We start from the raw sequence: 25,967 nt of genomic DNA, 5'->3' as shown, positions 1-25,967 counted from the left end.
CGCGACATCCTTATACTGCCGGCAGGCGCGCGAAAAAAAGGACGGAAAGCGGCATCGAGGCCGCGTTTCCGTCCTTTTTCGCTATTGTTTCTTTTCGCGGGGCCGCGCTGCGCGGCGAAGCGAAATCGCCGGGCCGCGGCATTCCGGGGAGGCAAGCGGCTAGCCGATCCGATCCAGCACGACCACGCTTACCGAGTTCGCCGGCAGCTTCAGCACCGCGGTGCGGCCCGTTTCCCCGTCTTCCAGCGTAAATCCGCCTTCGACCGGAACGACCTGCTCCGCGTTTTTCTTGTTCACGTTCGGCACGTGCAGCAGCGAAGATTCGCCCGTCAGCGTGACCAACTTGGCGTCGGCCGAGACGTTCAGCCCGTCCAGGTTCAGACGCGTATTTTTCTCCACGCCGTCGGCGTTGACCAGCTTGACGTAGACGCGCTTGCCGTCCGCCGTCACGGAGTGGAATACGTCGCGGTTATAAGCTTCCAGCTTGTAATCCAGCACTTTGCTGCTCCAACCGCCGGAAGCGTACGAGCAGATCAGATTCTTCCCGCTCTCGCCGCCGAAATCGACCGTAATGACGTATTCGCGGCCGTCTTCGAGCGGCTCGTGGCTGGCCGCGCGCAGGTTGCCGGCCGCCGTGCTGGACGAGTAATCGCCGAGCGTGTAGCCTTCCACGCCGCGCTTGAAGACTTTGACGCCCGTAGCGGAACCGCCGTACCCGATCGCGTATTCCAGCACGTCCTTTTTGTCCGGCGAGATATCGGTCAGACCGACGCCGACATAGAACCCGTCTTCGCCGGACGTCTTGGACGCGGCGACTTCGACTTTATAATCGCTCCATTCGTCGTTCAAGAGATACAGCCCGTTCAGGCCGGCGCTCTGCGGCGCCAGCACAAGGCCGCGGCCCGCTTCCAGCGTATGCCCCGCCGAGCCCGGAATGACCTGCCAGATCGGATCAAGCTCCGAAGCCGAAGCGAAATCGCAGTCCAGCAGCACGCTTCCGTCCTTGTTGGACGTGACTTTGACGCTCTTCACGGTCACTTCCGCGTTTCCTGCCGCGATCTCGATGCCTCCGCGCGGAATCAGGTCCACCGGCTTGCCGCCGCGGTACGTGGAGAACGAGGTCGGCAGCACTTTGTCGCCCAGGTATTTCGCGTACATCTGCTGCACGTAATAGTTCGGCGTGAACCAGACCGTCTCGTCGTCGAACCAGATGCAGTCCGGGGTCCAGCGGTAAGTCCCGTCGGTCAGCACTTTGTTGAACAGCGGCGCGTAGGCGGCCAGGCGCACGACATCGGCATTTTTCTCGAAACCGGTCATTACCGCCGCTTCGGCCACCGCGCCCGCCAGCGTGTTTTTGTCCGTGGACGCGTATTCGCCGACGAACACCTTCGACGTCTCGCGCCAGTTCATGCTGCCGTCCGCGTTATACGCCCGGTAATAATAGTTGTAGCGGTCGGCGTTGTTCAGCAGATAATCGTTCGACCGGTAGTAGTGTTCGTCCGCGATCGTGTCCATATAGTTCGGCTGCTTGGCGTACCAGGTCACATGTTCTTCGATGACTTTGTCGCGGTCCGCGAACGCCACGTCCGCCGATCCTTCCATGCCGCCGCTCAGGAACTTCCAACCCTGCTGGTACGCGTCGTCGTCCGCCTGCGCGCCCACGGTGGAGATGATGTGCAGCTCGTGCTCCGGATAATGCTTCTCCATATACTCGTCGATCCGCGCCTTGAACACTTCGAAGTTGGCGAAAAATTCCGTGCCCCAGTTCTCGTTGCCCACGCCCAGATAGCGGAGGTCGAACGGCGCTTCGCGGCCCATTTTCCGGCGCATGGCGGCCCATTCGCTGCCCTCGAAATCGGTGCTGATCGCGAAGTCGATCAGATCCGTGAAGTTCTTGATATAGTAGTCGCGCAGCTCGCCGCCGGCCGGGTGGGCGTAGTCGGAACGGGCTTGGCACAGCACGCCGCACGCCATGACCGGCAGCGGAGTCGCGTTCAGGTCTTCGGCCAGCTGGAAGTATTCCATGTAGCCGAGGCCCATCGTCATCATATAGCCCCAGACGTTGAAGTTCTCTTTGCGCAGCTCGATAGCGTCGACGGAATCTTTCCAGTCATAGACGTTGTCCCAAATGAACGAGCCTTCCGAGATGCAGCCGCCCGGGAAACGCAGGAACTTCGGATGCAGTCCGGCCAGCGCTTCGACCAGATCGCGGCGCAGCCGGTAATTCGGATTGCCGAGATAGTTGGCGCGCGCCGAAGGCGAGCCTGCCTCTTCGCCCGCGCCCCAGACGTCCTGCGGCGTAAGCGACACCAATTCGATGGAGATCTCGCCTTCGAACGTCAGCGCAAGCTGGCCGAGCACGTCCTTCGAGCCGGCGAGCACGAGCGTCGACGATACGCTGCCGTCCGCCGGATACGGAACGCCGTACTTTTTCCACGTGCCGCCGCCTTCGACCTTGAACGTCACGACGTCGCTCGCCGCTTCGCCGTCCGGATCCTGCAGCTGCAGCGTGATACGGCCGTCGCGCTCCGCTTTGGCCCAGACGGTGAAGTCGTATTTCGCGCCCTTACGGATATTCATCGCGTATCCGCCGTTCGTATCGTTGAAGCCGCGGTTATAGATCGTCGCGCCGTCCGCCACCGTGACGTAATAGCCGTTCACGTCCGGATCGTTCGATCCGAGGAACTGGCCCAGCGTATCCGTATGCTGCGGCGTCATCTTGTCGATGTCGCCGTACCACCACAGCAGCGGCTGACGGTTGCGCCCCGTCGAGCATCCGCATTCGCCGGAAGCGTGGGAATACGTATCGAATTCGAACGCTTCGAACGAACGGTTCTGCACCATTTCCGCGTAGATGCCGCCGTCCGCCGCGTTGTTGATGTCTTCGTAAAAGAGTCCGTACATCACTTCGCTGACGTCGATCACGCCTTCGAGTCCTTCGCCGCCGTGAATCGTCAGCGTGTAAGGAGGGAGCTCCGGCGGCAGGACGGACACGTCGAAGCTGCGCTGCGCCGTGCTTGTTCCGACCTTCAGCGTGGCGGTCAGCGTCGCGGCCAGAGGCCGCTGCTTGGAAGAATCGCCGTTCGGCCATACGCGGCCTTCGGGCGTGACGGCTTCCGGACGGTTCGACGACCATTCCACCGCCACTTTGCCGCCCATCAGCGACTGCGGCAGGGTGATATCGCTCGTCAAGATATCCGTCGGGAACGACAGATATTTATCCGCCGCCAGGCGCACGACTTCTTCTTCCGTCAGCGACTCGCACATCACTTCGATTACTTCGTCGGCCGACAAGCCCGCCGCATAGACGCGGAAGTCGGAGATCGAACCGGCGAAGTCGTCGTCCGCCGCGTACTGCGAACGGCCGATATAGTTGCGGGTATAGCTGCTCTCGTCCGCGAACGTCTCGAACCAGCGGCGCAGCTGCGCATAGTTGCCGCTCGACGTCTGGCTGATCGAGCCGTCGGCGGCCGCTTCGCCGTTGACGTACACGATCGGGCCCGCGCTGCTCAGCGTCCCGCCTTCGGTTCCGATGACGCTCATGGCGACATGCATCCATTCGCCGCGCACGAATCCGCGTCCCGGATCGGCGACCAGATCGCCGCCCGCCGACAAAGTGCCGCGCATCGCGCGGGTCAGGAAGAGGGAAGGCCCGCCTTCGCTGCTGCCGAAGTCGCAGATACGCTCCCAGTTGCTCGTTCCGGCGTCAAAGCGCACCCAGGCCGCCACGGTCACGCCGCTGTTATCGCTTACATTTTGCAGCAGATCCGAAGGCAGTTCCAGATACGACGTGCCGTTGCGTCCGCCGCCGAACGTCACGGCAGGTCTGCCGTCGATCTCCGATACGGCCGGGAGCGCGCTGCCCGCCGCCGAAGCGTCGCGTCCGTGTCCCGAACTGTCGCGTCCGACCGCTTCCGCTTCGTCGAACTTATACTGTACGATTAACCGATCCTGAAATGAAGTCATATTCATGCTCCTGTTCTTAATAAATTTCTTAATTAAATTAATATAAATGTTAATCAATAATGTAATTAGATGCGTTTGCTTAATCGTAACGTATTGTACGTACAAGTTCAAGCGTCTGAGCAAAAATTGACGCCAAAATTGAACGCGGCAGTCTGATCGCGGGGCGGCAAGAGCGCATCGATTTGGGGAAGGGCGTAGCGGAGCAATTGGGGAAGCCGGATGGGGCGCAGGTTTAGGAGAGCCGGCAGGGGCCGCAGAGCCGTAGACTCGACGCTGCTTTAAGGCGCTTGAAAACCGACGGCAGGGCTGGGGGCCGTAAGGAAGCCGAAGAGCCAGGTGTCGCTGGGGCCGCCGCAGGGCTGCAGAGCCCCAAGGAAGCCGCAGAGCCGCAAGGGCTTTGCGGTAAGGCCGACAGCCAGCAGCATGCGGCGGCGGCGGGAGGGACACCCAGTCCTAACGAACCCTCATCACGCTAAGAGGATGAATCGAAGCATTTTCATATTCTAAAGAATCCAGATCACGCTAATCGCTCCGTATTTACTATTCAGAGCCGGTTTTCCAAGAAATAGCGTTACCAGAGTTCGTTATTTTTTTCCAACAGCCGATTAACGGCGTTTAACATCATAAGGGTTCGTTAGCCTGTCCCCCGACTCCTCGACTTCTCGACTCCTCGCTCTCCCCATCCTCCATCTCTCGCCCCCGCGACTCTCCGACTCCCCACCTCCTGTCGCTCGCTACCCTTTTTTCTTTTTTAATCGGGCAGCTTATAAGTACGGTAACGCAATCTGCCGCTCGCGATCGCCAGGCTGCCTCTTTCTACCAACGTATGCAGGACCCGCCGCGCGTGCTGGGGACTGACCCGAAGATGATCCGCCAGCTGTCCCGCGGCAAAAGGAATAAGCGAGCGCCGCGCGAAACGCAGCGTTTCCGCTTCGATCCAGGACAACCGTTCCGACGGGTCCGGAGCAAGCACGGTGCACTTACCGGCGAAGGCCAACACCAGCTGGCGGCAGCGTTCCGTCTCTTCATGAATCGACGGGTAAGCGATATGCAGCAGCGTCCATTCCTCCAGAGCGAGCAAACTGTGCCGCCAACATAGATCTTTAAAGCGCCGAACGTCAAGATCCCTTGCATGCGGCCCGTAACCTTGAATTTCGATCGCTCCTTTGGCGAAGCCCGAACCGGAACCCGGCCGATAAGCCAAATCAATGTAGCGGTATTTCCCGTTCAGGTCGCGTACTTCCCACTCCGCATACAAATGATCCAAATTACCGAAAGCCGGCAGCCAAACGCGTTTTAAAAATTCGATGCTTCCGTGCCCCAGCCCCGCTTCCAGCTTTTCCTTTCGCCGCGAACCTTTCTCCGTCTCCAGCTGTACGCGCATCCATCTCTCGTACTCCGTGTCGAATCTCGTCATTCTTTCCGCCTCCTCCATTTTTGCCGACACGCAAAAAAGCCGCTCCGACCCTGGTGAGGTCAAAGCGGCGCGTGCTTCGCATCCGTATGAAAAAAGTTTAGATTAAAACTTCGTTCCAGGCAAGTGCGAATGCTCAGAAGGTGGCTCCCTAGCAAAAAGTATCCGAACCGGTCGGTTCTTTACCGGGATTTATCGGGGTCATCGCCTTTTTTGATCGCGTTTGCTTCTCGTAACGTGACTTACTTCATGACGCGATGCCGCCGCAGCTGATAGGCTTGAGACATTTCATCCGCAGCTGAATCGCAAGCAGCGCACCGTCCTACCCCATTCGCCGTCTTACCGGGCACCGTCCGGGCAGAACGAACCCCGGTACGCCGGACGCTGGATCGTTTCGCAGCGGCCGCGCTTCTCGTTCGATTCACTCTTTTCTGCTTTACCGCAAAGATGAATCATCGACTCGGCGCCGAACGCATTCACCTTACGAAACCGGAGGTTGGCAGATATGGGAAAAGCGACGGGATTCATGGAATACGGGCGCGTGACGCCGAGCGAATGCGGCGCGCTGGAACGGATCGGGCATTGGAACGAATTTGCGGTAAAAATGGACGAAGAAAGCTTGCGCGAGCAGGCGGCGCGCTGCATGGACTGCGGCACGCCCTACTGCCACGCGGGACGAATGCTGTCGGGCATGGCGGCGGGCTGCCCGCTGAACAACCTGATCCCCGAGTGGAACGACCTGGTCTTCCGGGGCGATTGGCGGAGCGCGCTGGACCGACTGCACAAGCGCAACAATTTCCCCGAGTTCACCGGCCGCGTCTGTCCCGCTCCGTGCGAAGGCTCCTGCACCGGCGGCCTGATCGGCAGCCCCGTGACGATCAAGTCGCTGGAAAAAGCGATCGTCGACCGGGGCTTCGAAGAAGGCTGGATCGTGCCGGAGCCGCCGCTCGTCCGCACGGGCAAAAAAGTCGCCGTCATCGGCTCCGGTCCCGCCGGTCTCGCCTGCGCCGCCCAGCTCAACAAAGCCGGCCACAGCGTGACAGTCTACGAACGCGCGGACCGGATCGGCGGGCTGCTGACCTACGGCATCCCGAACATGAAGCTGGACAAAAGCACGGTCCAGCGCCGGGTCGACCTGCTCGCGGCCGAAGGCGTGACGTTCGTGACGAATACGGAGATCGGCCGGGACCTTCCCGTCTGGCAGGTGCGCGCGCATCACGACGCGATGGTGCTGTGCGGCGGAGCGACCGCCGCAAGAGAGCTGAACATCGAAGGGCGCGAACTGGGCGGCATCCGCCAGGCGATGGACTTTCTGACGGCGAGCGCGAAGCGGCTGCTCGCGGGCGGAGCCGACTTTGTGGCGGCGGGTAGAGCCGGCCAAGCGGCGGCTGAAGCAACGGACGGATTCGCCGTGGGATCGGCGCGGGGAGCGGGCGGTGCCGCACTCGAGGCGGCGGAAGGGACGGACGGATTCGCCGGGAGCTCGGCGCGAGGAGCGGGCGGTGCCGCACTCGAGGCGGCGGAAGGGACGGACGGATTCGCCGGGAGCTCGGCGCGGGAAACGGGCGGTGCCGCACTCGAGGCGGCGGAAGGGCCGAGCTCAGCCGAACTGGCGGCGCGGGGAGCGGGCAGCGCCGCCGCGGGGCAGGCGGCAGATGCAGGCGACCCGGCAGCTTCGACTGCGGATCGCCTGGCGTCGGCAGCGGAACGGGCAAGCCTGGCGGCGGAGCGCGAGCTCTCCGCCGCGGGCCGCGACGTCGTCGTGATCGGCGGCGGGGACACCGGCACGGACTGCGTGGCGACGGCGCTCCGTCAGGGCTGCCGCAGCGTAGTGCAGCTTGAGATCATGCCGGAGCCGCCTTCCGAGCGGCCGGCGAACAACCCGTGGCCGGAGTATCCCCGGGTGAAGAAGATCGATTACGGCCAGCGCGAAGCGGAAGCCGTGCAGGGCCGCGATCCGCGCCGCTACGTCACATCCGCCAAGCGCTTCCTGAGCGAGACGGGACAGACCGTCTGCGGCGTACAGACGGTCCGGGTCGACTGGCGCCCGGACGCCGACGGCAGGCTCGTGCCGTATGAAATTCCCGGCAGCGAGGAAACGTTCCCGGCGCAGCTGGTTCTGCTGGCGCTCGGCTTTGCCGGGCCGGAGCCGCAGCTGCTCCGGCAGCTTGAGCTGGAGAGCGACGAGCGCTCCAACGTCCGGACCGGCGGGCACGGCCGGGACTGGGCGAGCCGCGGCGAAGCGGCGGCCCGCGAGGCGGCGCGCCGGGGCGAAGGCCTTGCGCAGCCGGCCTTCGCGGGGTTTGGCGCAGTCGCGGAACGCTGCGCCGAAGCGGGGCCGCAGGCCCGGCTCCGGACGGCAGCCGCGTCCGCCGCGGACCGGACGGCCCGGGCGTCCGGTCCTTCGGCCGGCGCAGCGGCCGTGAAGGCGCGCCCTTCGTTCGGCGCGCCTTCCAGCCCGGCCGGCCTGAGCGGGCCGGGCAAGGGCGACCCGGCGGCGTTCGCGTACGCCGCCAGCGCCGAAGGCGTGTTCGCGGCGGGCGACATGCGCCGCGGGCAGAGCCTGGTGGCCTGGGCGATCCGCGAGGGCCGCGAGGCCGCCCGGGAAGTGGACCGCTACCTGACGGGCGGTACGGGGCTGAACTAAACGGCGGCGATCTTTTCCGCCGTCCCGGCCGCTTTCTCTCCCTCCTCACAGCCGAACACGTCAAAAAACGCCAACCGCAATCCGGTTGGCGTTTTGCTTTTTCCGTCGGCAGATCCATTTCTTGCGATTGTTCCGCCGTGCAGGTCGACTTCGCACAATCAATTCTTGCAATCCGCTGCGCAGGCCGCTTCTTGCGGTCGGTCCGCCGCGCAATCCGGCATACAAACGGTACGCCCCCGCAAGGGAACGAAGGCCAGGCCGTCGTTTCGGGGGTCCGGGCTGCCTGTCCGAGATCTAAAGGATCGCATGTCCGTTAGAGCATGTTTTTTCGCCGGGTTCGAATTGTAACGGATCCTGGAGACGCTTAGCCGTCGCAATCGGTCCGAATGACCGGAATTCTCCTGCTTTTTTGCGTCTAAGCGTCCTCTCGATCCGTTAAAAACTGCAGCAGCTCGATTAGGGTCTCTAAGCGTCGTATCGATCCGTTAGCGGTTAGCCATTAACCGTTAACCGTTAGCCGTTAACCGCAGCGTCCAATCAAATTCGCGCGTGAACCGCGCGGGCAAAACGGAATCCTCCGCTTCGACGGAAGGAGGGTTCGCTCGCCGGCTCGCCGCTTTCGTCGGCATGTTCCGTTCGCTCCCGCGATCGCTTCGACCGGACCCGATCGCCCCGAGCCCTTTACACCCGCTTGAATTCCACCGTACCCAGCTGCAGGCCCGGTTTCGTAAATTCGACTTCGAGCTTGTACGTGCCCAGTTCCAGCTCGATCGTGGCGAGACGCTGCTTCAGCCAGCGGCCTTGGGTGCCGTTCATCTGCACGGTCGTCATGATTTTTCCGTTCAGCAGCAGGTTGCAGGCGCTCTGCGAAAGTTCCGGCTCCGGCGACATGACGTTGACCGCCACCCGGTAGATGCCCGGCTGTTCGATCTTGACGTATACCGGCGAATCGGCGGAAGGCTGCACTTCGCCCTGCTCCGTCAGCGCCTGGGCGCTGTCCAGCTGAGTGACGCCCTGCGCTTCGAATTTCTCGATCTTCTCCGGCGTCCGTTCTCTGGAGAAGACCGGCGCGTTCATGATGAACGAGCAGATATTTTTGGCGCTGCGCTGCAGTTCGCCGCGCGTCAGCGTGCCGTTCGCCAGCGACTCCATCGTGTTATCGCCCCAAATGTTGGTTTCGGCGCCGTAGTTCATCACGACCATGTACAGATCGTTTTGCGCGCGGACCATGAAGTTGGTGTTTTTGCGATCCGCTTCGCCGCCGCTTGCGGAATCGTTCATGACCGCCCACCAGTCCGTCATGACGATACCGTCGAAGCCCCATTCGCCGCGCAGGATCGTCGTGTTCAGATCGTAATTCGACGCCGCCCAGTGGCCGTTGATCGGATTGTACGAAGTCATGATCGAGTTCGCTCCGCCTTCGCGCACCGCGATCTCGAAGCCTTTCAGGTAGATCTCGCGCAGCGCGCGTTCGGACACGACCGCGTTGACTTTGCTGCGGTACTGCTCCTGGTTGTTGCAGGCAAAGTGCTTGAGCGTGCCGTTCGATCCGCCCTTCATGATGCCGCGCACGCAGGCCGCCGCGAACTCGCCCGAGACGATCGGATCTTCCGAGAAGTACTCGAAGTTCCGGCCGTTCAGCGGACTGCGGCGGATGTTGAGGCCCGGTCCGAGCAGCGCGTCCACGTTGTTCAGCAGCAGCTCCTGACCTTCCAGCACGTACAGCTCTTCCACGAGCGCCGTGTCCCACGTCGCCGCAAGCAGCGTGCCGATCGACACCTGGGTCGCCTGGCCGCCGCTGTCCATCCGGATGCCGGAAGGACCGTCCGCCGTGCAGGCGACCGGAATGCCGTAGTTCAGCAGCGCATCGCTGACTCCGCCGAAAGCGGAAGCCGTACCCGGCGTCACGAGCGGGCTGCTCATGCCTTCGCCGCGTACCAGCGTCGCCAGTTCTTCGTCGCTCAGCTGCGCCACGAATTCGTCCATGGAAGCTCTGCCTTCCTTGACGTCGTGCAGCCGGATACCCCGGTCGCCCGTATGCGCCAGCGATTTCGGCAGGCGATCCTGGATGCGCTGCGCCATGTTCACCTTGCGGGTCGGAACGTTTTCGCTGAGCAGCTCGTACGAACCGTCGGCTTTGCGCGATCCCGGCTTGATGCGGGAGAACTCTTCGACCGGCGCCATCGCTTCCTCGAATTGCTGGACGACGCGCAGTTCGTTCACGATATAGCCGTCCGCTCCGTCCACCTGGACGGCGGTCGTGCGCTTCACGCTCGATCCGACGTGGAAAAGGTAAGTCCCTTCTTCCAGCACGTAAGCGTAAGGATGTCCGGTCGCGCCCGCGTCGTCGTACGAAGCCAGTTTATCGACCGGGAACGCGATCGTGACGCGCTCCGATTCGCCCGGCTGCAGCGATTTCGTTTTGGCGAAACCGACCAGCTTTTTGACCGGTTGGCCGAGTTTGCCCTGCGGCGCTTCGACGTAGGCCTGCACGACTTCTTTGCCTTCGAAGACGCTGCCGGTATTCGTTACGGTTACGCCGATCTCGATCCATTCCGCGCCGTCTTTTTGAATCGTTTTGGCTTCTTCGGAAACTTGAGCGAATGTCGTGTAAGACAGGCCGAATCCGAATTCGTACTGCACTTTTTCTGGACGAAACGTTTCGAAATACCGATATCCGACATAGACGTCTTCTTCGTACACGCTTTTGATCTCGCTGCCGTAGTTGCTTGTCGACGGATAATCGGCGATCGAGTAGGCGATGGTGTCGGTCAGCTTGCCGCTCGGCGTAACGATGCCGGACAGCACGTCCGCGATCGCGTTGCCGCCTTCCATGCCTCCGTGCCAAGCGTAAATTACCGCCGCGACCTTGTGCTTGTGCGAAGCTTCGTTCACCCAGCTCATGTCCACGATGTTCGAGACGTTCAAGACGACGATCGTCTTCTCGAAATGGTTCGTGACCTGCGTCAGCATATCCAGCTCTTCCGGCGTCAGGCGGTAGCTGCCCGGCGCGTCGGCGTTGTCCTGGTCTTCGCCGGCCGTGCGGCCGATGACCACGATCGCTTTATCCGACTTGGCGCGCGCGCCCGATACCAGCTCGTCCGTCAAAGGCATTTCTTTCTGGTGCCACGGTTCCGCCGCCCAGCCGCCTCCGCCGTTGTCGAACGGGTTCTCTTCGATCCATTTTTCGTACACGGCCGCCAGTTCTTCGTTCACTTGAACCGACGGTTTATTCCGCAGTCCGTCCAGCAGATTGGTCGTGTGCGAAACGTGCACGCTCCCGCCCGATCCCGTACCGCTGCGGTAATAGTTAAGCTGCACGCGCCCGAAGATCGCGACGTTCTCGTCCTTCCGGATCGGCAGCGCCTCTTGTTCGTTCTGAAGCAGCACGGCGCCCTGCGCGGCTACCTTTCTGCTGAATTCCGCAAAGCCTTTCAGAGGTCCTCCGACATGTGTTTGGCTCAAAATATTCCCTCCCGAATTCTGTGTGGGGTGTTCCTTATGTACGCGCGTTTCCCGCCGCTTCCGAAGTAGTGATCAGCCAATTGGTGACGCTTACCGAAAACCATTTCGTAAAATTCGAAAAAACGCTGCGCATCTGTCTCCACTATAATGAATTCCGGGAAAAGAAGCAAAGCTTTATATAGGAAAACAGCAGAAAGAAGAGAAAAACCGGCAGCCCTGCGGCTGCCGATTTGGAATAGACGGAGCGGCCTGGATTCACCGTAAAGGAAACGGATCGCCCACTGCGTGAGGGCCTCCGTCGAAATAGCGAAACGGCGTCAATGTGTACCGATGCTTGACCGGGTCGATCGCGGGATAACGCGCATAATGCCAACCTTTTCCCGAATAAGCTTCGCCTTCGCAGCTGCCGCCTTCGATAAAGGGAATGGCGTTTCCGTTCTCGTTCGTCATTCGGAGAGCATCCATCTGCGGCTTTTCATGTTCGGCATATTCGTCTTCGTTCAAGACGCGATAATAGACCAGCGTCGATACGGGGCTTAAGATCGCTTTTTCCACCCGGATCTCTTCGCCCGTCCGCAATGTCATCTCCCGGCCGATCCCGATTGTCTTCGTGTCCGCGATCAACTCGCGGGCGGAAGCTTCGATTTCGAATGTCCAAGGCCGGGCAACAGCTTTCCGCTCGCCGTTCCAAACGCCGCTTTTATCGATCGTGTCGTACAGGATCTTGATCCGAAGCGGGTCCCTCTTCGGGACTTCGCTCAGATTCACTTCTCCATACACCGTATAGCGGCCGTCTTCCTCCCGCAGCGATTGTCCTCCGCTCGTCAGCTGCAGGTCTTCCCGGCCGTCGATCGTTACCTTGGCAAGCAGAAACGTGCGGTAATCGAAAGCGAAACCTTCGACCGGCTTGAACGTCGAGCTGATCAGCAGCCTGTCGGCATCGAGGATCACTTCGTTCAAAGTCAGCTGGCCGTACTCGTTCTCCGCCGTCTCGCCGACCATGGTCTTGTAAGCGGAATAATCGGCTTGGGCTCCGCCGCCGGCGCTTCCGAAGTTTTCAAGCAGCCCCGAGACCCACGTCAGCTTGGCCAGCGCAGCAGGGCTGTAGGCCAGCGCGGCGACCGCGATCAGCAGGGCCGCCGCCGCGGCTCCCCACCCGCTTTCGCGCTTTTTCTTTCCCGCGCCCCTCAGCTTCCCTTTTACGCGCCGCTCCCATTTCTTTCTCTCGGCCGCCGTCAAAGGCTCTTCCCCGTATTCCGTCGGATCGAGTTTCATTCCGTTCAATTCGTCGTAAATGCTCATTTCTCGCGCACCCCGTTTCGCGTCATCCCTATTTTTTTCAGCTTTCGGCGCCCCCGCGACAGCTTGTTATGAATCCAGGACTCCTTCACGTTCCGTTCCGCCGCGATCTCCTTCGCCGGGACGCCTTCCAGATAATAGCGCTCGAACAGCTTCCGCTCGTCTTCCGGCAGCTGCTCCAGCATATCCGCCGCATTCGATCTCGCCGCCGAATCCGCGCCGTCCGTGCTTCGCAGCCGCTCCGTGTCCAATTCTTCGCCCGAGTGCCGCTCCTTCTCGCGCAGCCATCTGCGCTGATAGTCGATCGCTTTATATTTCGCGACGGCCGCCGCCCACTGCTTGAACGAATTCCGCTCGCCGTCGAACGATTCGATATGGTTCCAGATCGCCAGCAGCACGTCGTCGAGGCATTCCTCGCGATCCTGCGGGCTGCCGGACAAATGGCGATACACGATCGCTTTCAGCAGTCCGCCGTATTCGTCGATCAGATCGCGCAGCGCCCGCTCGTCTTTTTCCCGGATTCGCCTGACGAGGTCTTCTTCCCGTTCCTTCTTCTGTTCCACCGGACGCCTCCTTCCTTATGCCGATGCCGGTACCGACATTGTATAGTACGAAGCCGAGGCGAAGATTCTATCGTTCGAATCCCGAAAATCAAAAGAAAACAAAATTCCCTAAAACTAAAATCTATTGCAAACGCTTGTTTGATGGAAGAACCAAAAAATCTATAAAAAGGAAGTTCTTCTATGACTATTCTGAAAAAAGCAGCAATAGGTTCGATTTTATTGACGCTTGCCGTATCATCGAACGTCACTGCTTCCCATGCTCAATCTCTTGATCTCAAGACCATACAAGCAGAAGTTGAGAGCGTTACCGATGTCCCGAATCCGGTTTTGACTTCGGAAGAAATTCTGCGAATTGCCGATATGCATATCAACGGTTATCTCAAAGACGATTGGCAGACAAAAGGCTTGAATCTTAAACCTTCTCCCAATCAAATTCCGTTATACGATTTAGAAAGCAACGTGATCGCATACATGATTCCTTTGCTTTCAGGCGATCAAGAAATCGGCTATATCTCGATCGGCGCATTGCGCGATAGCTATGATGCGTACGATATTTTTATCGACGACCAAGTCGTACAATCGATTCGCGACCGGTTATCGCCGCTTTCTATCGCTTCTTTGGATGATCCCTCTTCCTCCAAGCTTGTTTTCGTTCCTCCGATGACTTATATGATCCAGACGAACCAAGGACAGGAAGAACAATATCTTCAGTTGGAAGACGATTTTGAATCAGTCGAAGACGTAACCCAAGCGGTCACCGAACAAAAAGATCAACTGCAACAACAGTATCGAGAATTGAAGACTCCGAAAAACGAACAGCGGATGCAGCGGGTTCTGGAGGAAGGATCGAATGCAAATTCTTTTATGGCAGCGGCAGCTGTGACCAAAGAAGATTATGCGCTTACGGTCGAAGCCAGTCAGCAGAGGTTCGTTCCGGTGAATGTCGGCTCGGGTACTTACAGCTATGGGGGAGATCAAGGATGGTGGGGCGATATAGCGCCTAAAAGTCCGACTAAAGAGACTCGAGGATGCGCTCCTGTAGCAGCGGCCAACCTCACCACGTATTTGGCCAAAATAACGAATCCTTCGGTATACCGGAACTTATATAGCGGCGTTGCCACTTCGCAAAACGATTTTCTTGCTCATATGAATGTAATGTACAATTATATCAATCCGGGCCTATTAGGCGAAACTTCGGTATATCATTTTATCGACTCTGTGGAAAAATATGCGAAAGACAAAAACGTAAATCTCAAAGCTGTATACGACAGCACTCCTTTCACACTGGACAATACGGCTAACTACGCCAAAGCAGGCTTACGAATCAACTCGCCTGTCGCTACATTGAATTTGTCTAAATTTACGGATTATGAATATGAATGGCATTGGATGACCATTACCAAATATTATCGGGATGTAAACGATAACCGTTGGATCGCGGTTTCTACGTGGGGGAAAAGACGCAGCATCAATTATCGGACGCATTTCGAAGCGATGACAAGATTTAAATCCTTGGGCGGCGGGCTTGTATATTTTAAATGAAATTGTTGAAAATTCAGATGCGTTGAAACCGGGAGGTACGAACCCGATGAAAAAGATGCGATTCGAGCAAAAATCTCTGCTGTTTATGGCTTTTTTTACGCTGGCTCTGCTGTTCGGCGGATGCACGATGCCTAACCGAATTTCTTCGGATCAGATCGAGGCCTTCGACAAACAAATTCAAAAAGACCACCCTGCTGTCGAAAATGTGGAGTTTGAGTTCGTGCCTACACGAATCCGGATGTCCTACGTACTCGAAGAACGTCTTGGCGAGGAAGAAAAAAAAGAGATATTCGAACAAAGCCGGGATCTTCTGATGAGCGATACCTTTTTTGAAGAGATCGTTCACGATCGATTCATGAAAACTTATCCCGATAGCGGATATCCGGCTTTTATCATTCTTTTGCAAGAAAAAGATTCTGATTCTTTGAGTCGATTCGAGATTCGAGCGGAAGATTCCGAAGATGCCGGTTCGATGTATCAGCAGTGGTATTATTCCGAAGACGGCTCTACGGACAGCGAACCTTTTATGGAAGAAAGCAGCAAGTAAGCAGATTCGAACACCTTTTTGCAAACGGTGCAAAACAAGCGATTGTTCGATGCAAAAAGCCGATCGGTCCGCAGACCGATCGGCTTTTTGACTTTTTCGTTATCAAACTTTTACCCGCCGCCCTTATCTCTCTCTTTGCACGAGTACATCCAGCAAATGCTTCAGAAACCGCAAGCTTTCCGGCAGTTCGCGCACGGCGTCCGACGCCTCGCAGTAATGATCCCACATCGCCGTCTTCGCGCCGCGAATTCCCAGCACGCTGACGAACGTCGAGCTGCCGTTGGCTTCGTCCTGTCCCGAAGGCTTGCCGAGATTCAGCGCCTCGCCTTCGGCGTCGAGCAGGTCGTCGCGGATCTGGAACGCGATGCCGGCGTGGTAGGCGAACTTTTCGAGCAGCTTGAGTTCCCGCTCCGGCGCGCCCGCCAGCATGGCCGGCATAATGAGGCATGCTTCGAACGCGACGCCCGTTTTGTAGAAGCAGATTTCGTTCAGCCGCTCCAGATCCAGATCCAAGCCGCGCGATTTGAGATCCAGCGCCTGCCCCATGCACAGCTCTTCCGCTTTGCGCGCGGAGTAGCGCATCAATTCCAGCACCGTTTCCGCTTTGAAGCCCTGCAGCGTCGACTGTTCGCGCACGCCCTGCTGGATCAGCAGCAGCCCGGACAGCTCGGCGGTCGCGCCGTCGTAGCGGGCGTGCAGCGTCTGCCGTCCGCGCCGGATGCCCGCGTTGTCCTGCGAAGGCAGATCGTCGAAGATCAGGGAGGCGGTGTGCAGATATTCCAGCGATTTGAGCAGCGGACGCACGCTTTCGCGGCTCAGGCCGTATCCTTCCGTCGCGGTCAGCCGCGCCAGAATCGGACGCAGCCTTTTGCCGGAGCCGGCCAGGCTGTAATTCGCCGCGTCGATCAGCGAATGGCCGACGAACGGTACCGGCGAATCGGAAGCGATCGGCAGCGCTTCGTCGATCTCCGCGCGGATCTCGTCCAGCAGGCCGCGGAACCGCTCGCGCTCCTCGCGGTCCCGCTTCATCTCCGTCAGCATCCGGTCCCGCAGCAGCTTGTCGAAAAACTCCACGTCCTCCGCTTTTTTCACCATTTTCTGAATGACTTTGTTCAGTTCCGGCATGCCGGGAGCCAGCAGCTCCATCAGCTCCTCGTAGCGGGGGATGCCGAGGCGCCGACGCGCCCGCTTCAAGCCGTTGATCGCCCGGTCCAGCAGCACTTCACGCGTATTGGGGTCGCAGCCGTACACGTCGCGGATCAGATAGGCGATCACGGCCCAATACATTTCGAACGGATTCGGGAGGTCGGGCCGCTCGGCGCGATACTTCCAATAATACGTGTACGGCGTCACCGCCCCCGCTTCCAGATCGTCAAACAGATCCGCGAAGTCGTCCGCCAGCTGATTGTAGATGCCGTAGAAAAAAGTCCGCCGCTCGAAGCCCCCGTCCTCGTCCGCCTGCCCTACCGACCGGGCGACCAGACGGGAGCCGGACGATTTCAGGATCACCGGAACGTACAGCTGATCGGCCGTGTATCCGCCGTCCTCCAGACTTTTGGTCCGATCGACGTCCTGCGCTTCGAAGAAGACGTAAGCCTGCTCGAAAAAGGCGCTGTCCATCCCTTCGGCCTGCCGGCTCTTGATGTACTCGAACGCCTCTCCCAGTTCGCCGTGAATATAGCGGATCAGCTCGAGATTGCGGCCGCCGCTCTCGAACGCATGATTCCACTCGTCCCATTTGGGCACCCTGCCGCTCAGCAGCGCGCCGCGGATCAACTCGGAATACCGCGCCTTCTCCGCATCCGTCAGCAGGTCGGAATCGAGCAGATCGTCGACGAACGGATACGTCAGCCCGTACGAATAGCCTAGCCGCACCGCTTCGTCCAATCTGCGCGAGCGCTCCGCCTTCGGCGTGTGCTCGTCCATCTCTTCCCGCGCATGCAGCACGACGCCCGCGATGATCTTCAGCAGCTTGCGCTGGGCATGCTCCGCGCTCATCCCTTCCGGAATGTTCTCCGATACCCGCTTCATCTTGGCGATCATCCAGATGACCGCCTCCTGTATGCCTTCCTGCTGACCCCAGCGGTACAGCGCCGCCATATCGAAGCCGTCCGTCGGCATGTCCTCCTGCGGCCCTCCGGCATTCAGCAGGGAGCGCTTGAGTCCCGCCGCGGTATGGCGTACCCTTTTCTGCGTGTCGGGGTCGTTCAGCGCCCGGCCGAGGTCGCGCATATACAGGTAGGACACGCTGCGTTCCAGGTAATCGTCCAGCTTGCCGGCGGATTCCATCCAGCGGATATAAAGGTCGTAGTCTTGAGGCTGCGGGCCGACGCGGCTTTTGAAAAAGCGCGCCGGCCACGGGCGGACGTGACTCTTTTTCCAAACGTCGAAGTCTTCGGTCAGCTCGTCCGCGTATTTGCCGCTTCGTACAAGCACCGTCAGTTCCTCCAAATATTCCGCCGCCTGACGCTCCGACCTTCGGTACGCTTCGCGCGCCCGATCTTCCAGCGCCCTAAGCTTATGCTCGGATTCGGGCTCTTCGATAGATGATGTCAAACTCATAGTCATTCCCCTTAGGTTTTAGTCGTGGTGTGGATCGTTAACGGGTTATACGAAGGGGAATGGGGATGGGTTACGAATTGTTAAGCATAAAAAGAACACATTATTAAGAATAATGCTTTTACAGAAAGATGCCTTCATTAGAGCGTGTACGCAAACTTCGAAGGAAGCAGAATTAGACGAATTTCAGTTCTTAACAGGGAAGGGTTCCGAAGCCGTGCCGGGCCACGTCAAGGAACACGGACGCCGCGCTGCCGATTCGGTTACGTTTCGGAAGCAAATCGGGAGAAGGCAAAAAGGCGGCTAAAGATGCACGTCGTTAAGTTTGCGTACACGCCCTAGCAAATGCTTACTCCATTACAACACTGCACTGTATAAGTGAAAAAAATCACTTATTAACCCTTACTCTTTTCTTTGATATTCATACGGACTGTTTATATTCCAACCGCTTATTTTTTATGTATAAAATGCTATCGCAGATTTCATCCAACGATTCATCATGCATGATGCAAACCATTGTTTTTTTGTGTTTCAATTCTTTGAAGTATTCAACAAGCTTAGACTGCGTATTTCTATCCAAATTGCTAAAAGGTTCATCCAAAAACAAAATAGGTTTATCCATCGAAAGAACTCGCAATAAAGCTATTTTTTGTTGTTGACCAAAGCTTAAATTAACAGGATTTGCAGTAATGATTTTTTCTTCGAAATCAATATTAAGAATTTCTAGCAATGCAGGATCATAGTTTCGATTAAATAAGTTTTCTTCAAAAGTGCCGTTCAAAAAGAATAACGGATATGTTAGGTAAGCTGTGTCTTCAATATGCTTAGCAAGAGTAAAAGTACCCTGAGAATGAGCAAGCGATATATTGCCTAACATAAGATTTAAAAACATGCTTTTTCCAGATCCGTTATCACCTTTTATGACATAAAATTTTCCTAACTCTAGAGATAGAGAATCCAAATCGTACAATAAATCGGTATCTTTTTCTCCTTTTTGATAGGTAAACTTCGACGTTTCAAACAACATGGTTTCACTCTTATTCAGAGAGCTTGTTTCTTTTGGAACGATACTTAATTCGTCTAAATGATCTACCCTATGTATATGTTCTTTTCCTGCTAAATAGCGAATTAAAATATTGGTAGATTCAGATACGGGTGCCACCAGGTAACTTAAATATTGATAACCTATAATGAGCATTCCGGCCGATAAATTCCCTTGCTGCACCATTCTAGCGCCGATGACCAAAAACAAAATGCTATATATATTATTCAAAAAAGTCGGGATGTACTCTACGATGTTTTGAAAAAACCGATATTTGAGGATATAATTTAACCAATTTTCTCCTTTCCGGATGAATAGATTCAAGAAAAAACCTTCTGCATGAAGAGCGTTAATTTCTTTTTTACTTTCAATTATGCTTTTAGAACTGCTGAGCCAACCATCTTGCAGCTCCATCGCATCTTTTTGCATTTTAAATAGAGATTTGCTTTGAGAAATAGAAAGTAAAATGATTAAAGGAATATAGATTAAAAACAAAATCCCAAAAATCATACTCGTATAAAAAATGAACCCCAATATAGCTGCAATACAAAATAAGTTGCCGATAAATTTTAAAAAGAGCTCCTCATGCAGATCTCCGTAACTAGCCGTGCTGTTCATAATAACGTTATAATAGTAACCTTTATCTTTTTTCTCAAAAGAAGGAACTGTCATCTTCAATACACTTTTCAAAGAGTTTGCTTGAAGATTTATTGTATTTTCTATTCCTTTTTTCACGGGGATGTATTTGACGAAATAAAAAGTAGATAAGCTCGATATTAGCGCAATGGTGATCGCTAAAATAAACCAAGCATTTAATTGGGAATATTGTTTGCCAATGATGATCGTGTCAATTAAATAGCCGAACAGGATAGGGACAATTAAAGAAATTAATGAAGCCAAGCTGTAAGTTAGAATAGAACCCGGATATTTTTTTAAAATTTTCGTTTTCATATTATCCCTCCCAAGATCCATAATAAAATAACTTTGGAGGATAATATACTTTGATTATTTCCGGTTTTCATTTAAATACGGTTAAGCTTTCTATCCAAACAAAAACGGAAAATCCAAGCATTATGTGTTTACTTTTTCTATGTAAGTTTTAAGTGGCTGGTAAGAATGAGTGACATGGCTAAGTTCAATCATTTCGTATAAAAATACTTGATATAATATCTCTGATCCTTCCATATTTAAGGGGAGAATATATTCCAATATAAATTTTTGGAGTTTTTTTGCGGAAAAATTTTGATTATATTTATAATAAAAATAATTATATTCTTGTTTAAATGCATGTTCCGGTTGATAAAAAGTAAAATAATCGAGCTTGCTTTCTTTTCTTTTATCAAGTCTTTTTCTCGCATAATTCAATAAAATCTGGTCGATTAGTATGAAGTCTTTTATTTCTTGAGATAAAGTGCAGGACATTTCCAAATAAAAAATCGCTTTGTCGTATTTCTTTGCATAAGTATAGGAAAGACCTATATTATAGTAATAATCGCGCTCCTTACAACTATCGATATGTACAGCTTTATGTTTAATTTCAAAAAAACTTTCTTGCAGCTTCTTAATATGGTCCTCTAATTGATCGGGCTCAGAAAATGCGATAGGAATCAGTAAAATCTCCTGAGCCATAAGCAGGAAAATCAGTTCCCCCTTTTCGACCCATTTCTTCTCTTGCTTTTTATAATCCTCCAATACCGTTTGATACCGTCTTTTACTGGCGTCTCTTGCTAAGCAGCATAACAGATGTGGTGGAAAGTGATCATGATTTATTCTCATTTTATCAACCACTTTATCTAATTCCTCTTCTTTATGGATGCTTTCATAATAGTGGAAGAGGTAATTCAAAATTAAATCTTGCATAAATGTTGAGAAAATAGCATACCCGCTCGTTAGAAATTCAATTAACTTATGCTGATCTTCTAACGACAATGACTTTTTTTGCAGACTGCACAAAAACAAGCTCAACATTGCCTCGTAAAGATTTTTTGAGATTGATCCTTGATTCTCTTGTTCTAAAGGATCTTTATATGTACCGTTTCTTTGATGATCGTGAATCGTTTGAAATTCATGACGAAAAACAGATAATGTTTTTTGCGAAGTTTGGAAGGTATATCCTAAGCGACCCAGCAAATCTTCGTAAGTCTTATCCTTTACGGTAGTGCTTCCCTTTTCTATATTTCGTAATGTTCGCGTCGAACATATTTTATTGCTTAACTGTTCTTGAGACAGCTTTTTCTGTTTACGTTCGATTCCGATTAAAATTCCGGTAAGAATTAAATATTGATTACTGCAGCAAGAAAACACCTGCTTATCCCTCCTTGACTATTGGAATATATTTAAACTATACCTTTTTTATACATTAAAACCTATGATGAAAGTACTTTTCCAACAAGAAACACCGTCTAAGGCCTAAAACAAGCTCGGCTTTAAACGGTGTTTTTCAAATCAATTGTTCAAAATTCCTCGTACTCCGCCGGGTCCTGATCCCATAATCTCTTATTGTCTTTGCTGAACGCCGAGATCGCTTTCATCTGCGCCTCATTCAGCTCGAAATCGAAGATGTTCAAATTCTCCTCCTGGTGCTCCCGCGAGCCCGCTTTCGGGATCGGTATCGCGCCCAGTTGGGTATGCCAGCGCAGGATGACTTGGGTCGGCGTTTTGCCGTAATCCGCCGCGATGGCCTTAACGCCTTCGTCTTCCAGCACGCCGTCGCCTTTGCCGCGGCCGAGCGGGCTCCACGATTCGGTGACCGTGCCGTGCTTGGCGTTCGCCTCGCGCTGAACCGCCTGCTCGAAGTACGGGTGCAGCTCCACCTGGTTGAGGCTCGGCGCGACGCCCGTTTCGGCGACGATGCGGTCGAGGTGCTCCGGCAGGAAGTTGCTGACGCCGATCGAGCGGACGTAGCCGCGCTTTTTCGCTTCGATCATGGCCTGCCACGCTTCGACGTACTTGCCCTGTTTGGGGTTCGGCCAATGGATGATGTACAAATCGAAATAGTCGAGTCCTGTCCGCAGCAGCGATTCTTCGATCGTGACCAGCGCTTTGTCGTAAGCATGATGGCGCCCCGGCAGCTTCGAGCAAATTCGCAGCTGCTCGCGGGGAACGGAAGCCTCGCGAATCGCCCTGCCGACCGCACCTTCGTTTTCGTAGTTAAAAGCGGAATCGATCAGCCGATAGCCTGCCTCGATGCCGCTTTTGATCGACTCCGCGCCCGCAAATCCGTTCAGGGAATACGTACCGAGACCGATCGCCGGGATCTCGAGCCCGTCATTCAGTTTGATGTTCGGAATATTCGTTGTCATGGAAAAAAGCCCTCCTCTCGTATGACTCTACGATAGCACTTTCGATTAGCCGGAGCAAAATACGGAGTTGACTTGGCGGGAAAATGGATTTACTATTGGTTCAACGAACGTTTAGTGAAAAGAGGAAACACTTATGGAATCGAAACAAACCGGCAAACGCATGACCAGCAGAGACCTTCAAGCCGCTCAGCGCAAACAGCAGATCCTTCAGGCGGCCAAACAGCTTTTTGCGGAAAAAGGGTATCATGCCGTATCCATGCGCGAGCTGAACAAAGCGATCGGCATGGCGGAAGCGCTGACGTATCACTATTTTCCTGGCGGAAAATTCGAAATTTTAACTACCGTGCTGCAAACGGCGCAGGAAGAACGGATCGGCGGCATCGTGCTTTTCTTCCAAGAAATTTTCGCGAAAAACGATCTTCCTTTACCCCATGCGCTCACTCAACTGATGATCGGACTGGCAGAGAAATTGACGGAAGACCAGGCTTATTTTCAAATTCTGATCCGCGAGCGCCCGCTTTTGAACGACGAACAGACAGAAGCGCTCGACAGCCTGACCACCCTTCCGTTCGAAGCGATGTCGGAGTATCTATCGCGGCGCGCGGAGCAAGGCGAGATTCGGAACATGGATTTCTCGATGGCTTCCTCGCAGTTTTTGGCGCATATCGTGTTCACGATCATTCAGCAGCTGCTTAGAGGAACCCGGATAGAGCAGGCCGAGGCGGTCAAGCTGTCGGAGTTCTACGCGGAACTATGGGCCAAATAAGCAGAGTCAGCCAAAAGATAACGCAAGCGAAAAGATAATGAGCACTTCGGTGCTTCTTTTTTCAACCATTTGACTCAACGAACGTTCGGTAAACAAAATAACGATCAAGGAGAAATGAAGATGCAGGAGATCATTCGCACGGAATCTTTGACCAAGCGATACGGCACTCATTCGGTTCTGCAGAACGTATCGCTGACTGTGCATCGCGGAGAAATTTACGGCTTTCTGGGTCTGAACGGAGCCGGAAAAACGACGACGATCCGGATGCTGCTGGGCATGATTCGGCCGACTTCCGGAACAGCGTATATCAACGGCCGAAGCGTAATCGAAGCCAAGCCCGATCTGTGGCAGCAGGTCGGCTATATGGTAGAGACGCCTTATGCTTACCCGAATTTCACGGTACGCGACAATCTTCGGCTGATCGCCAAACTGCGCGGCCTGCCGGAAAACAGCGCGACCGAATCCGTCATGGAAAAATTGCGGCTGACGCCTTACGCCGATACCAAAGCCAAAAACTTGTCTCTCGGCAATGCGCAGAAACTCGGTCTAGCCAAAGCGATGATTCATAACCCCTCCGTTCTGATCCTGGACGAACCGACCAATGCATTGGACCCGGCAGGCATCGTTCATGTTCGCGAGCTTCTGCGCCGACTGGCCAAGGAGGAAGGCATGACCGTATTTATTTCGAGCCACATTTTGGAGGAGATGTCCAAGCTGGCGTCGCGGATCGGCATCATTCACGGCGGCGCGCTGCTTGAAGAGATCAGCTCGCGGGAATTCGAACAGCTCCGGCGCAAGCGTCTGACGGTCAAAGTTCAGGATCGCCGGGAAACCGCGAGTCGATTGCTGCTGCAAGCCGGTTACAATGCGCGAATCGCGGACGAAGGCAATATCGAGATCGCGGACGACGAGGCGATTCGCCAGCCTGAGCGTGTAGCCAAGCTGCTTGTGGATGCCGACCTTTCACTGGCCGGGCTGACGGTGGAAGAAGAAGGCCTCGAGTCGTACTTTTTACAGCGAGTAAGCGAATAAACGGTCCAAGGAGGATATTCGACATGAAATTATTATGGAATGCCGTTTATACGGAGAATCGAAAATTAAGTCGTTCGCCGGTGCTGTGGGGGATGTTGGTCTTCCTGTTGTTTGTCACCGGCATTCGCTCCGGCGGAGCCGACTGGAATGAGCATTTGGGAAACATGTCGTTTTTGTTTGCTTCCGTATTCGGTCTGATGGGGTTCGGCACCATCACCGCTTGGGTATTCGGGCGGGAATACGCGGATCGGACCGTGAAAGATCTGCTGGCGCTGCCGGTCTCCCGTACCGCAATCGTGATCGCCAAAGGACTCGTGATCGCAGGCTGGTGCTTGGCATCGACGCTGATGATTTTCGGCTTCTCACTGCTGCTCGGTCTGCTGATCGGCGTACCCGGCTTTTCCTGGAGCATGATCATGAAACAATTCGGCGAGCTGCTGCTGATTGCCGTTTTCCATCTGCTGCTCTGTTCGCCGATCGCGCTGCTGGCCAGCATCTCGCGCGGTTATCTGGTTCCGATCGCTTATGCGTTCACCACGCTTATGATTGCCCTGACCGCCGGACCTACCGCGCTCGGCGCCTACCTGCCCTGGTCGATTCCGGCGCTGCATCTGTCGATGAGCGGCTTGACGACGTTCCCGCTTGGCAAAGCCAGTTACGTTATTCTCGTCTTGGTGTTTGCAGTCGGTGCGCTGGGGACGATGTCTTGGTGGAAACGGGCGGACCATCGGTAATTCGCCTATAGGGCAGCAAAAAACGAGCCTCAGAATCTCTTCTGCGGCTCGTTTGCTTGGAAATTCGGCTCTTTTCGATACTTTTCGGCGTCTAGGCCTGTTCTTTTAACTTGTTGTTCAGTTCGTCCGCCCGCTTCCTGCTGTCCATCTTCGCATAAATGTAAAACCCCAGCGTATGCAGCACCAGCGACAGCGCGATCATGCCCGGCAGCCAGGGAAGCAGCAGCTCGTACATGTCCCGCGAGAACAGCAGCACCGCCAGCATGGCTCCTCCGAGCGACAGCGCCGACGAGATGAGAATGTTCCAGGCCGGCTTCAGCGTAAAATGATTCCACAGCGCGTTGTACATGACCCCGAACAGGGCGGCGCAGATCGCGGCGATTCCGGCGACGTTCCACAGGTAGCCGATCCCGACCGTTTCCCCGCCGTAGAAAAAGGTCAGCAGCAGCACCACCCACAGCAGCGACAACGTAAACACCTGGAAAAACGAATTGCGAAGCTGGATCATCATCATAAATCCCTCCTGAATTGTCGGATGTAATACCGGCTGACCACATGCTGCGAGCCGTCGTTCAGCGTAACTTCGATACGGGCGTGGGCGGCGGACGAAAATTCACGGATATGCGCGGCGCCGATGATCGTGCCGTTGTTGATCCGGATAAAACGGGGCGCGGCGAACGTGTCCCCGGCGGCCTTCAGACGTTGGTTCCATAAGTACTTTTCGCCGGTGATCAGGGTTACCCCGCACATCCGGTCTTCCGATTGAATCGCGGCGATCTGTCCGAGCGGCACCTGGACGACCCGGTCGTTGGCGGCGTTGATCAGCCCGATCTTCTCCTCCGCCTGCTCGATCGCCTCCCGGATCGGCGTCCATCTCTCCCGGTCGTCGGGATGCGTCAGCACTTTCGCCGTCCGGCGGTCCAGCGCGGCGTCGGTTTCGAATACGATTTTCATGCCGGCCTCCTTTCTCTTCTTCACGCGTTTATCGTACCTTGAGCGGGGCGGAATCGGCTACCGTTTTGCGTTTTGTTGCAGCGATTCGGAAGTTTGTTGCAGGACATGGGAAAAAGGCGCTCCGAAGAGCGCCTT

At 55.4% G+C, this 25,967-nt stretch carries 16 protein-coding genes and 1 pseudogene; 6 read left to right on the top strand and 11 right to left on the bottom strand.

All coding sequences use genetic code 11. The annotated features are described in order from the left end of the window. Positions 1-159: 159 nt before the first annotated feature. Positions 160-3,966 (bottom strand): alpha-L-arabinofuranosidase C-terminal domain-containing protein, encoded by a 3,807-nt coding sequence (locus tag GYN08_RS18065; RefSeq protein ID WP_166277159.1) that lies wholly within the window; start codon positions 3,964-3,966, stop codon positions 160-162. Positions 3,967-4,717: 751 nt separating this feature from the next. Next, positions 4,718-5,383: a transcriptional regulator gene (locus GYN08_RS18060; RefSeq protein WP_166277156.1), complete on the bottom strand. Its 666-nt coding sequence runs from the start codon at positions 5,381-5,383 to the stop codon at positions 4,718-4,720. Positions 5,384-5,885: 502 nt separating this feature from the next. Between GYN08_RS18060 and GYN08_RS18055 the strand changes: the two are divergent. After that, positions 5,886-6,728: pseudogene (locus tag GYN08_RS18055) on the top strand (glutamate synthase subunit beta); the annotation flags it as partial. Positions 6,729-8,708: 1,980 nt separating this feature from the next. Here GYN08_RS18055 and GYN08_RS18050 read toward each other — a convergent pair. From GYN08_RS18050 to GYN08_RS18040, 3 genes are all read right to left on the bottom strand, one after another. Continuing rightward, positions 8,709-11,492 (bottom strand): glycoside hydrolase family 3 protein, encoded by a 2,784-nt coding sequence (locus GYN08_RS18050; protein ID WP_166277153.1) that lies wholly within the window; start codon positions 11,490-11,492, stop codon positions 8,709-8,711. Positions 11,493-11,747: 255 nt separating this feature from the next. Next, positions 11,748-12,794, bottom strand: a complete 1,047-nt coding sequence (locus GYN08_RS18045; protein WP_166277150.1) for a DUF4179 domain-containing protein — start codon at positions 12,792-12,794, stop codon at positions 11,748-11,750. Beyond that, a complete protein-coding gene (locus tag GYN08_RS18040; RefSeq protein WP_166277147.1) occupies positions 12,791-13,354 on the bottom strand; it encodes a sigma-70 family RNA polymerase sigma factor in 564 nt (187 codons plus the stop codon). Before GYN08_RS18040 ends, GYN08_RS18045 begins: the two co-directional genes overlap by 4 nt. Before the next feature lie 180 nt (positions 13,355-13,534). Between GYN08_RS18040 and GYN08_RS18035 the strand changes: the two genes are divergently transcribed. Further along, positions 13,535-14,896, top strand: coding sequence for a hypothetical protein (locus GYN08_RS18035; protein WP_166277144.1), 1,362 nt, complete (start codon positions 13,535-13,537; stop codon positions 14,894-14,896). Continuing rightward, positions 14,880-15,443 (top strand): hypothetical protein, encoded by a 564-nt coding sequence (locus GYN08_RS18030; RefSeq protein WP_166277141.1) that lies wholly within the window; start codon positions 14,880-14,882, stop codon positions 15,441-15,443. Before GYN08_RS18035 ends, GYN08_RS18030 begins: the two co-directional genes overlap by 17 nt. 123 nt (positions 15,444-15,566) lie before the next feature. Here GYN08_RS18030 and GYN08_RS18025 read toward each other — a convergent pair whose 3' ends face one another. The 4 genes from GYN08_RS18025 to GYN08_RS18010 form a co-directional block, all read right to left on the bottom strand. After that, positions 15,567-18,005, bottom strand: a complete 2,439-nt coding sequence (locus GYN08_RS18025) for a polyprenyl synthetase family protein (protein ID WP_166277138.1) — start codon at positions 18,003-18,005, stop codon at positions 15,567-15,569. Between the two features lie 418 nt (positions 18,006-18,423). After that, the gene (locus GYN08_RS18020) at positions 18,424-19,995 is read right to left on the bottom strand and encodes an ABC transporter transmembrane domain-containing protein (RefSeq protein ID WP_166277135.1); all 1,572 of its coding nucleotides are present in this window, start codon (positions 19,993-19,995) and stop codon (positions 18,424-18,426) included. A gap of 120 nt (positions 19,996-20,115) precedes the next feature. Next, positions 20,116-21,348, bottom strand: a complete 1,233-nt coding sequence (locus GYN08_RS18015) for a helix-turn-helix domain-containing protein (RefSeq protein ID WP_166277132.1) — start codon at positions 21,346-21,348, stop codon at positions 20,116-20,118. A 149-nt stretch (positions 21,349-21,497) separates the two neighbouring features. Beyond that, complete coding sequence (locus tag GYN08_RS18010) at positions 21,498-22,346, bottom strand: aldo/keto reductase (protein ID WP_166277130.1); 849 nt, start codon at positions 22,344-22,346, stop codon at positions 21,498-21,500. Positions 22,347-22,479: 133 nt separating this feature from the next. Here GYN08_RS18010 and GYN08_RS18005 point away from each other — a divergent pair, with 133 nt between their 5' ends. From GYN08_RS18005 to GYN08_RS17995, 3 genes are all read left to right on the top strand, one after another. Further along, positions 22,480-23,112 (top strand): TetR/AcrR family transcriptional regulator, encoded by a 633-nt coding sequence (locus GYN08_RS18005; protein WP_166277127.1) that lies wholly within the window; start codon positions 22,480-22,482, stop codon positions 23,110-23,112. Between the two features lie 120 nt (positions 23,113-23,232). Beyond that, positions 23,233-24,144: an ABC transporter ATP-binding protein gene (locus GYN08_RS18000; protein ID WP_166277124.1), complete on the top strand. Its 912-nt coding sequence runs from the start codon at positions 23,233-23,235 to the stop codon at positions 24,142-24,144. A 23-nt stretch (positions 24,145-24,167) separates the two neighbouring features. Continuing rightward, positions 24,168-24,878: an ABC transporter permease gene (locus tag GYN08_RS17995; protein WP_166277121.1), complete on the top strand. Its 711-nt coding sequence runs from the start codon at positions 24,168-24,170 to the stop codon at positions 24,876-24,878. A 91-nt stretch (positions 24,879-24,969) separates the two neighbouring features. Here GYN08_RS17995 and GYN08_RS17990 read toward each other — a convergent pair whose 3' ends face one another. After that, positions 24,970-25,392 carry a hypothetical protein gene (locus tag GYN08_RS17990; protein WP_235946373.1) on the bottom strand — a complete coding sequence of 141 codons (423 nt, stop codon included), beginning with the start codon at positions 25,390-25,392 and terminating at the stop codon, positions 24,970-24,972. Continuing rightward, complete coding sequence (locus GYN08_RS17985) at positions 25,389-25,832, bottom strand: LytTR family DNA-binding domain-containing protein (RefSeq protein WP_166277118.1); 444 nt, start codon at positions 25,830-25,832, stop codon at positions 25,389-25,391. The genes GYN08_RS17990 and GYN08_RS17985 overlap by 4 nt, the downstream gene beginning before the upstream one ends. Positions 25,833-25,967: the final 135 nt, after the last annotated feature.

The sequence above is a fragment of the Saccharibacillus alkalitolerans genome, from assembly GCF_011090185.1.
GTDB classification, from domain to species: domain Bacteria; phylum Bacillota; class Bacilli; order Paenibacillales; family Paenibacillaceae; genus Saccharibacillus; species Saccharibacillus alkalitolerans.
The sequence above is the reverse complement of the archived record's forward strand: the minus strand, read 5'-3'. Positions and strand labels throughout refer to the sequence as shown.

Excerpts from the sequence above, each read along its gene's own strand:
- GYN08_RS18060 (WP_166277156.1), bottom strand. The coding sequence starts at position 5,383 with ATGACGAGATTCGACACGGAGTACGAGAGATGGATGCGCGTACAGCTG.
- GYN08_RS17985 (WP_166277118.1), bottom strand. The coding sequence starts at position 25,832 with ATGAAAATCGTATTCGAAACCGACGCCGCGCTGGACCGCCGGACGGCG.
- GYN08_RS17995 (WP_166277121.1), top strand. The coding sequence starts at position 24,168 with ATGAAATTATTATGGAATGCCGTTTATACGGAGAATCGAAAATTAAGT.
- GYN08_RS18000 (WP_166277124.1), top strand. The coding sequence starts at position 23,233 with ATGCAGGAGATCATTCGCACGGAATCTTTGACCAAGCGATACGGCACT.
- GYN08_RS18005 (WP_166277127.1), top strand. The coding sequence starts at position 22,480 with ATGGAATCGAAACAAACCGGCAAACGCATGACCAGCAGAGACCTTCAA.
- GYN08_RS18020 (WP_166277135.1), bottom strand. The coding sequence starts at position 19,995 with ATGAAAACGAAAATTTTAAAAAAATATCCGGGTTCTATTCTAACTTAC.
- GYN08_RS18035 (WP_166277144.1), top strand. The coding sequence starts at position 13,535 with ATGACTATTCTGAAAAAAGCAGCAATAGGTTCGATTTTATTGACGCTT.
- GYN08_RS18045 (WP_166277150.1), bottom strand. The coding sequence starts at position 12,794 with ATGAGCATTTACGACGAATTGAACGGAATGAAACTCGATCCGACGGAA.
- GYN08_RS18010 (WP_166277130.1), bottom strand. The coding sequence starts at position 22,346 with ATGACAACGAATATTCCGAACATCAAACTGAATGACGGGCTCGAGATC.
- GYN08_RS18065 (WP_166277159.1), bottom strand. The coding sequence starts at position 3,966 with ATGACTTCATTTCAGGATCGGTTAATCGTACAGTATAAGTTCGACGAA.
- GYN08_RS17990 (WP_235946373.1), bottom strand. The coding sequence starts at position 25,392 with ATGATGATGATCCAGCTTCGCAATTCGTTTTTCCAGGTGTTTACGTTG.
- GYN08_RS18025 (WP_166277138.1), bottom strand. The coding sequence starts at position 18,005 with ATGAGTTTGACATCATCTATCGAAGAGCCCGAATCCGAGCATAAGCTT.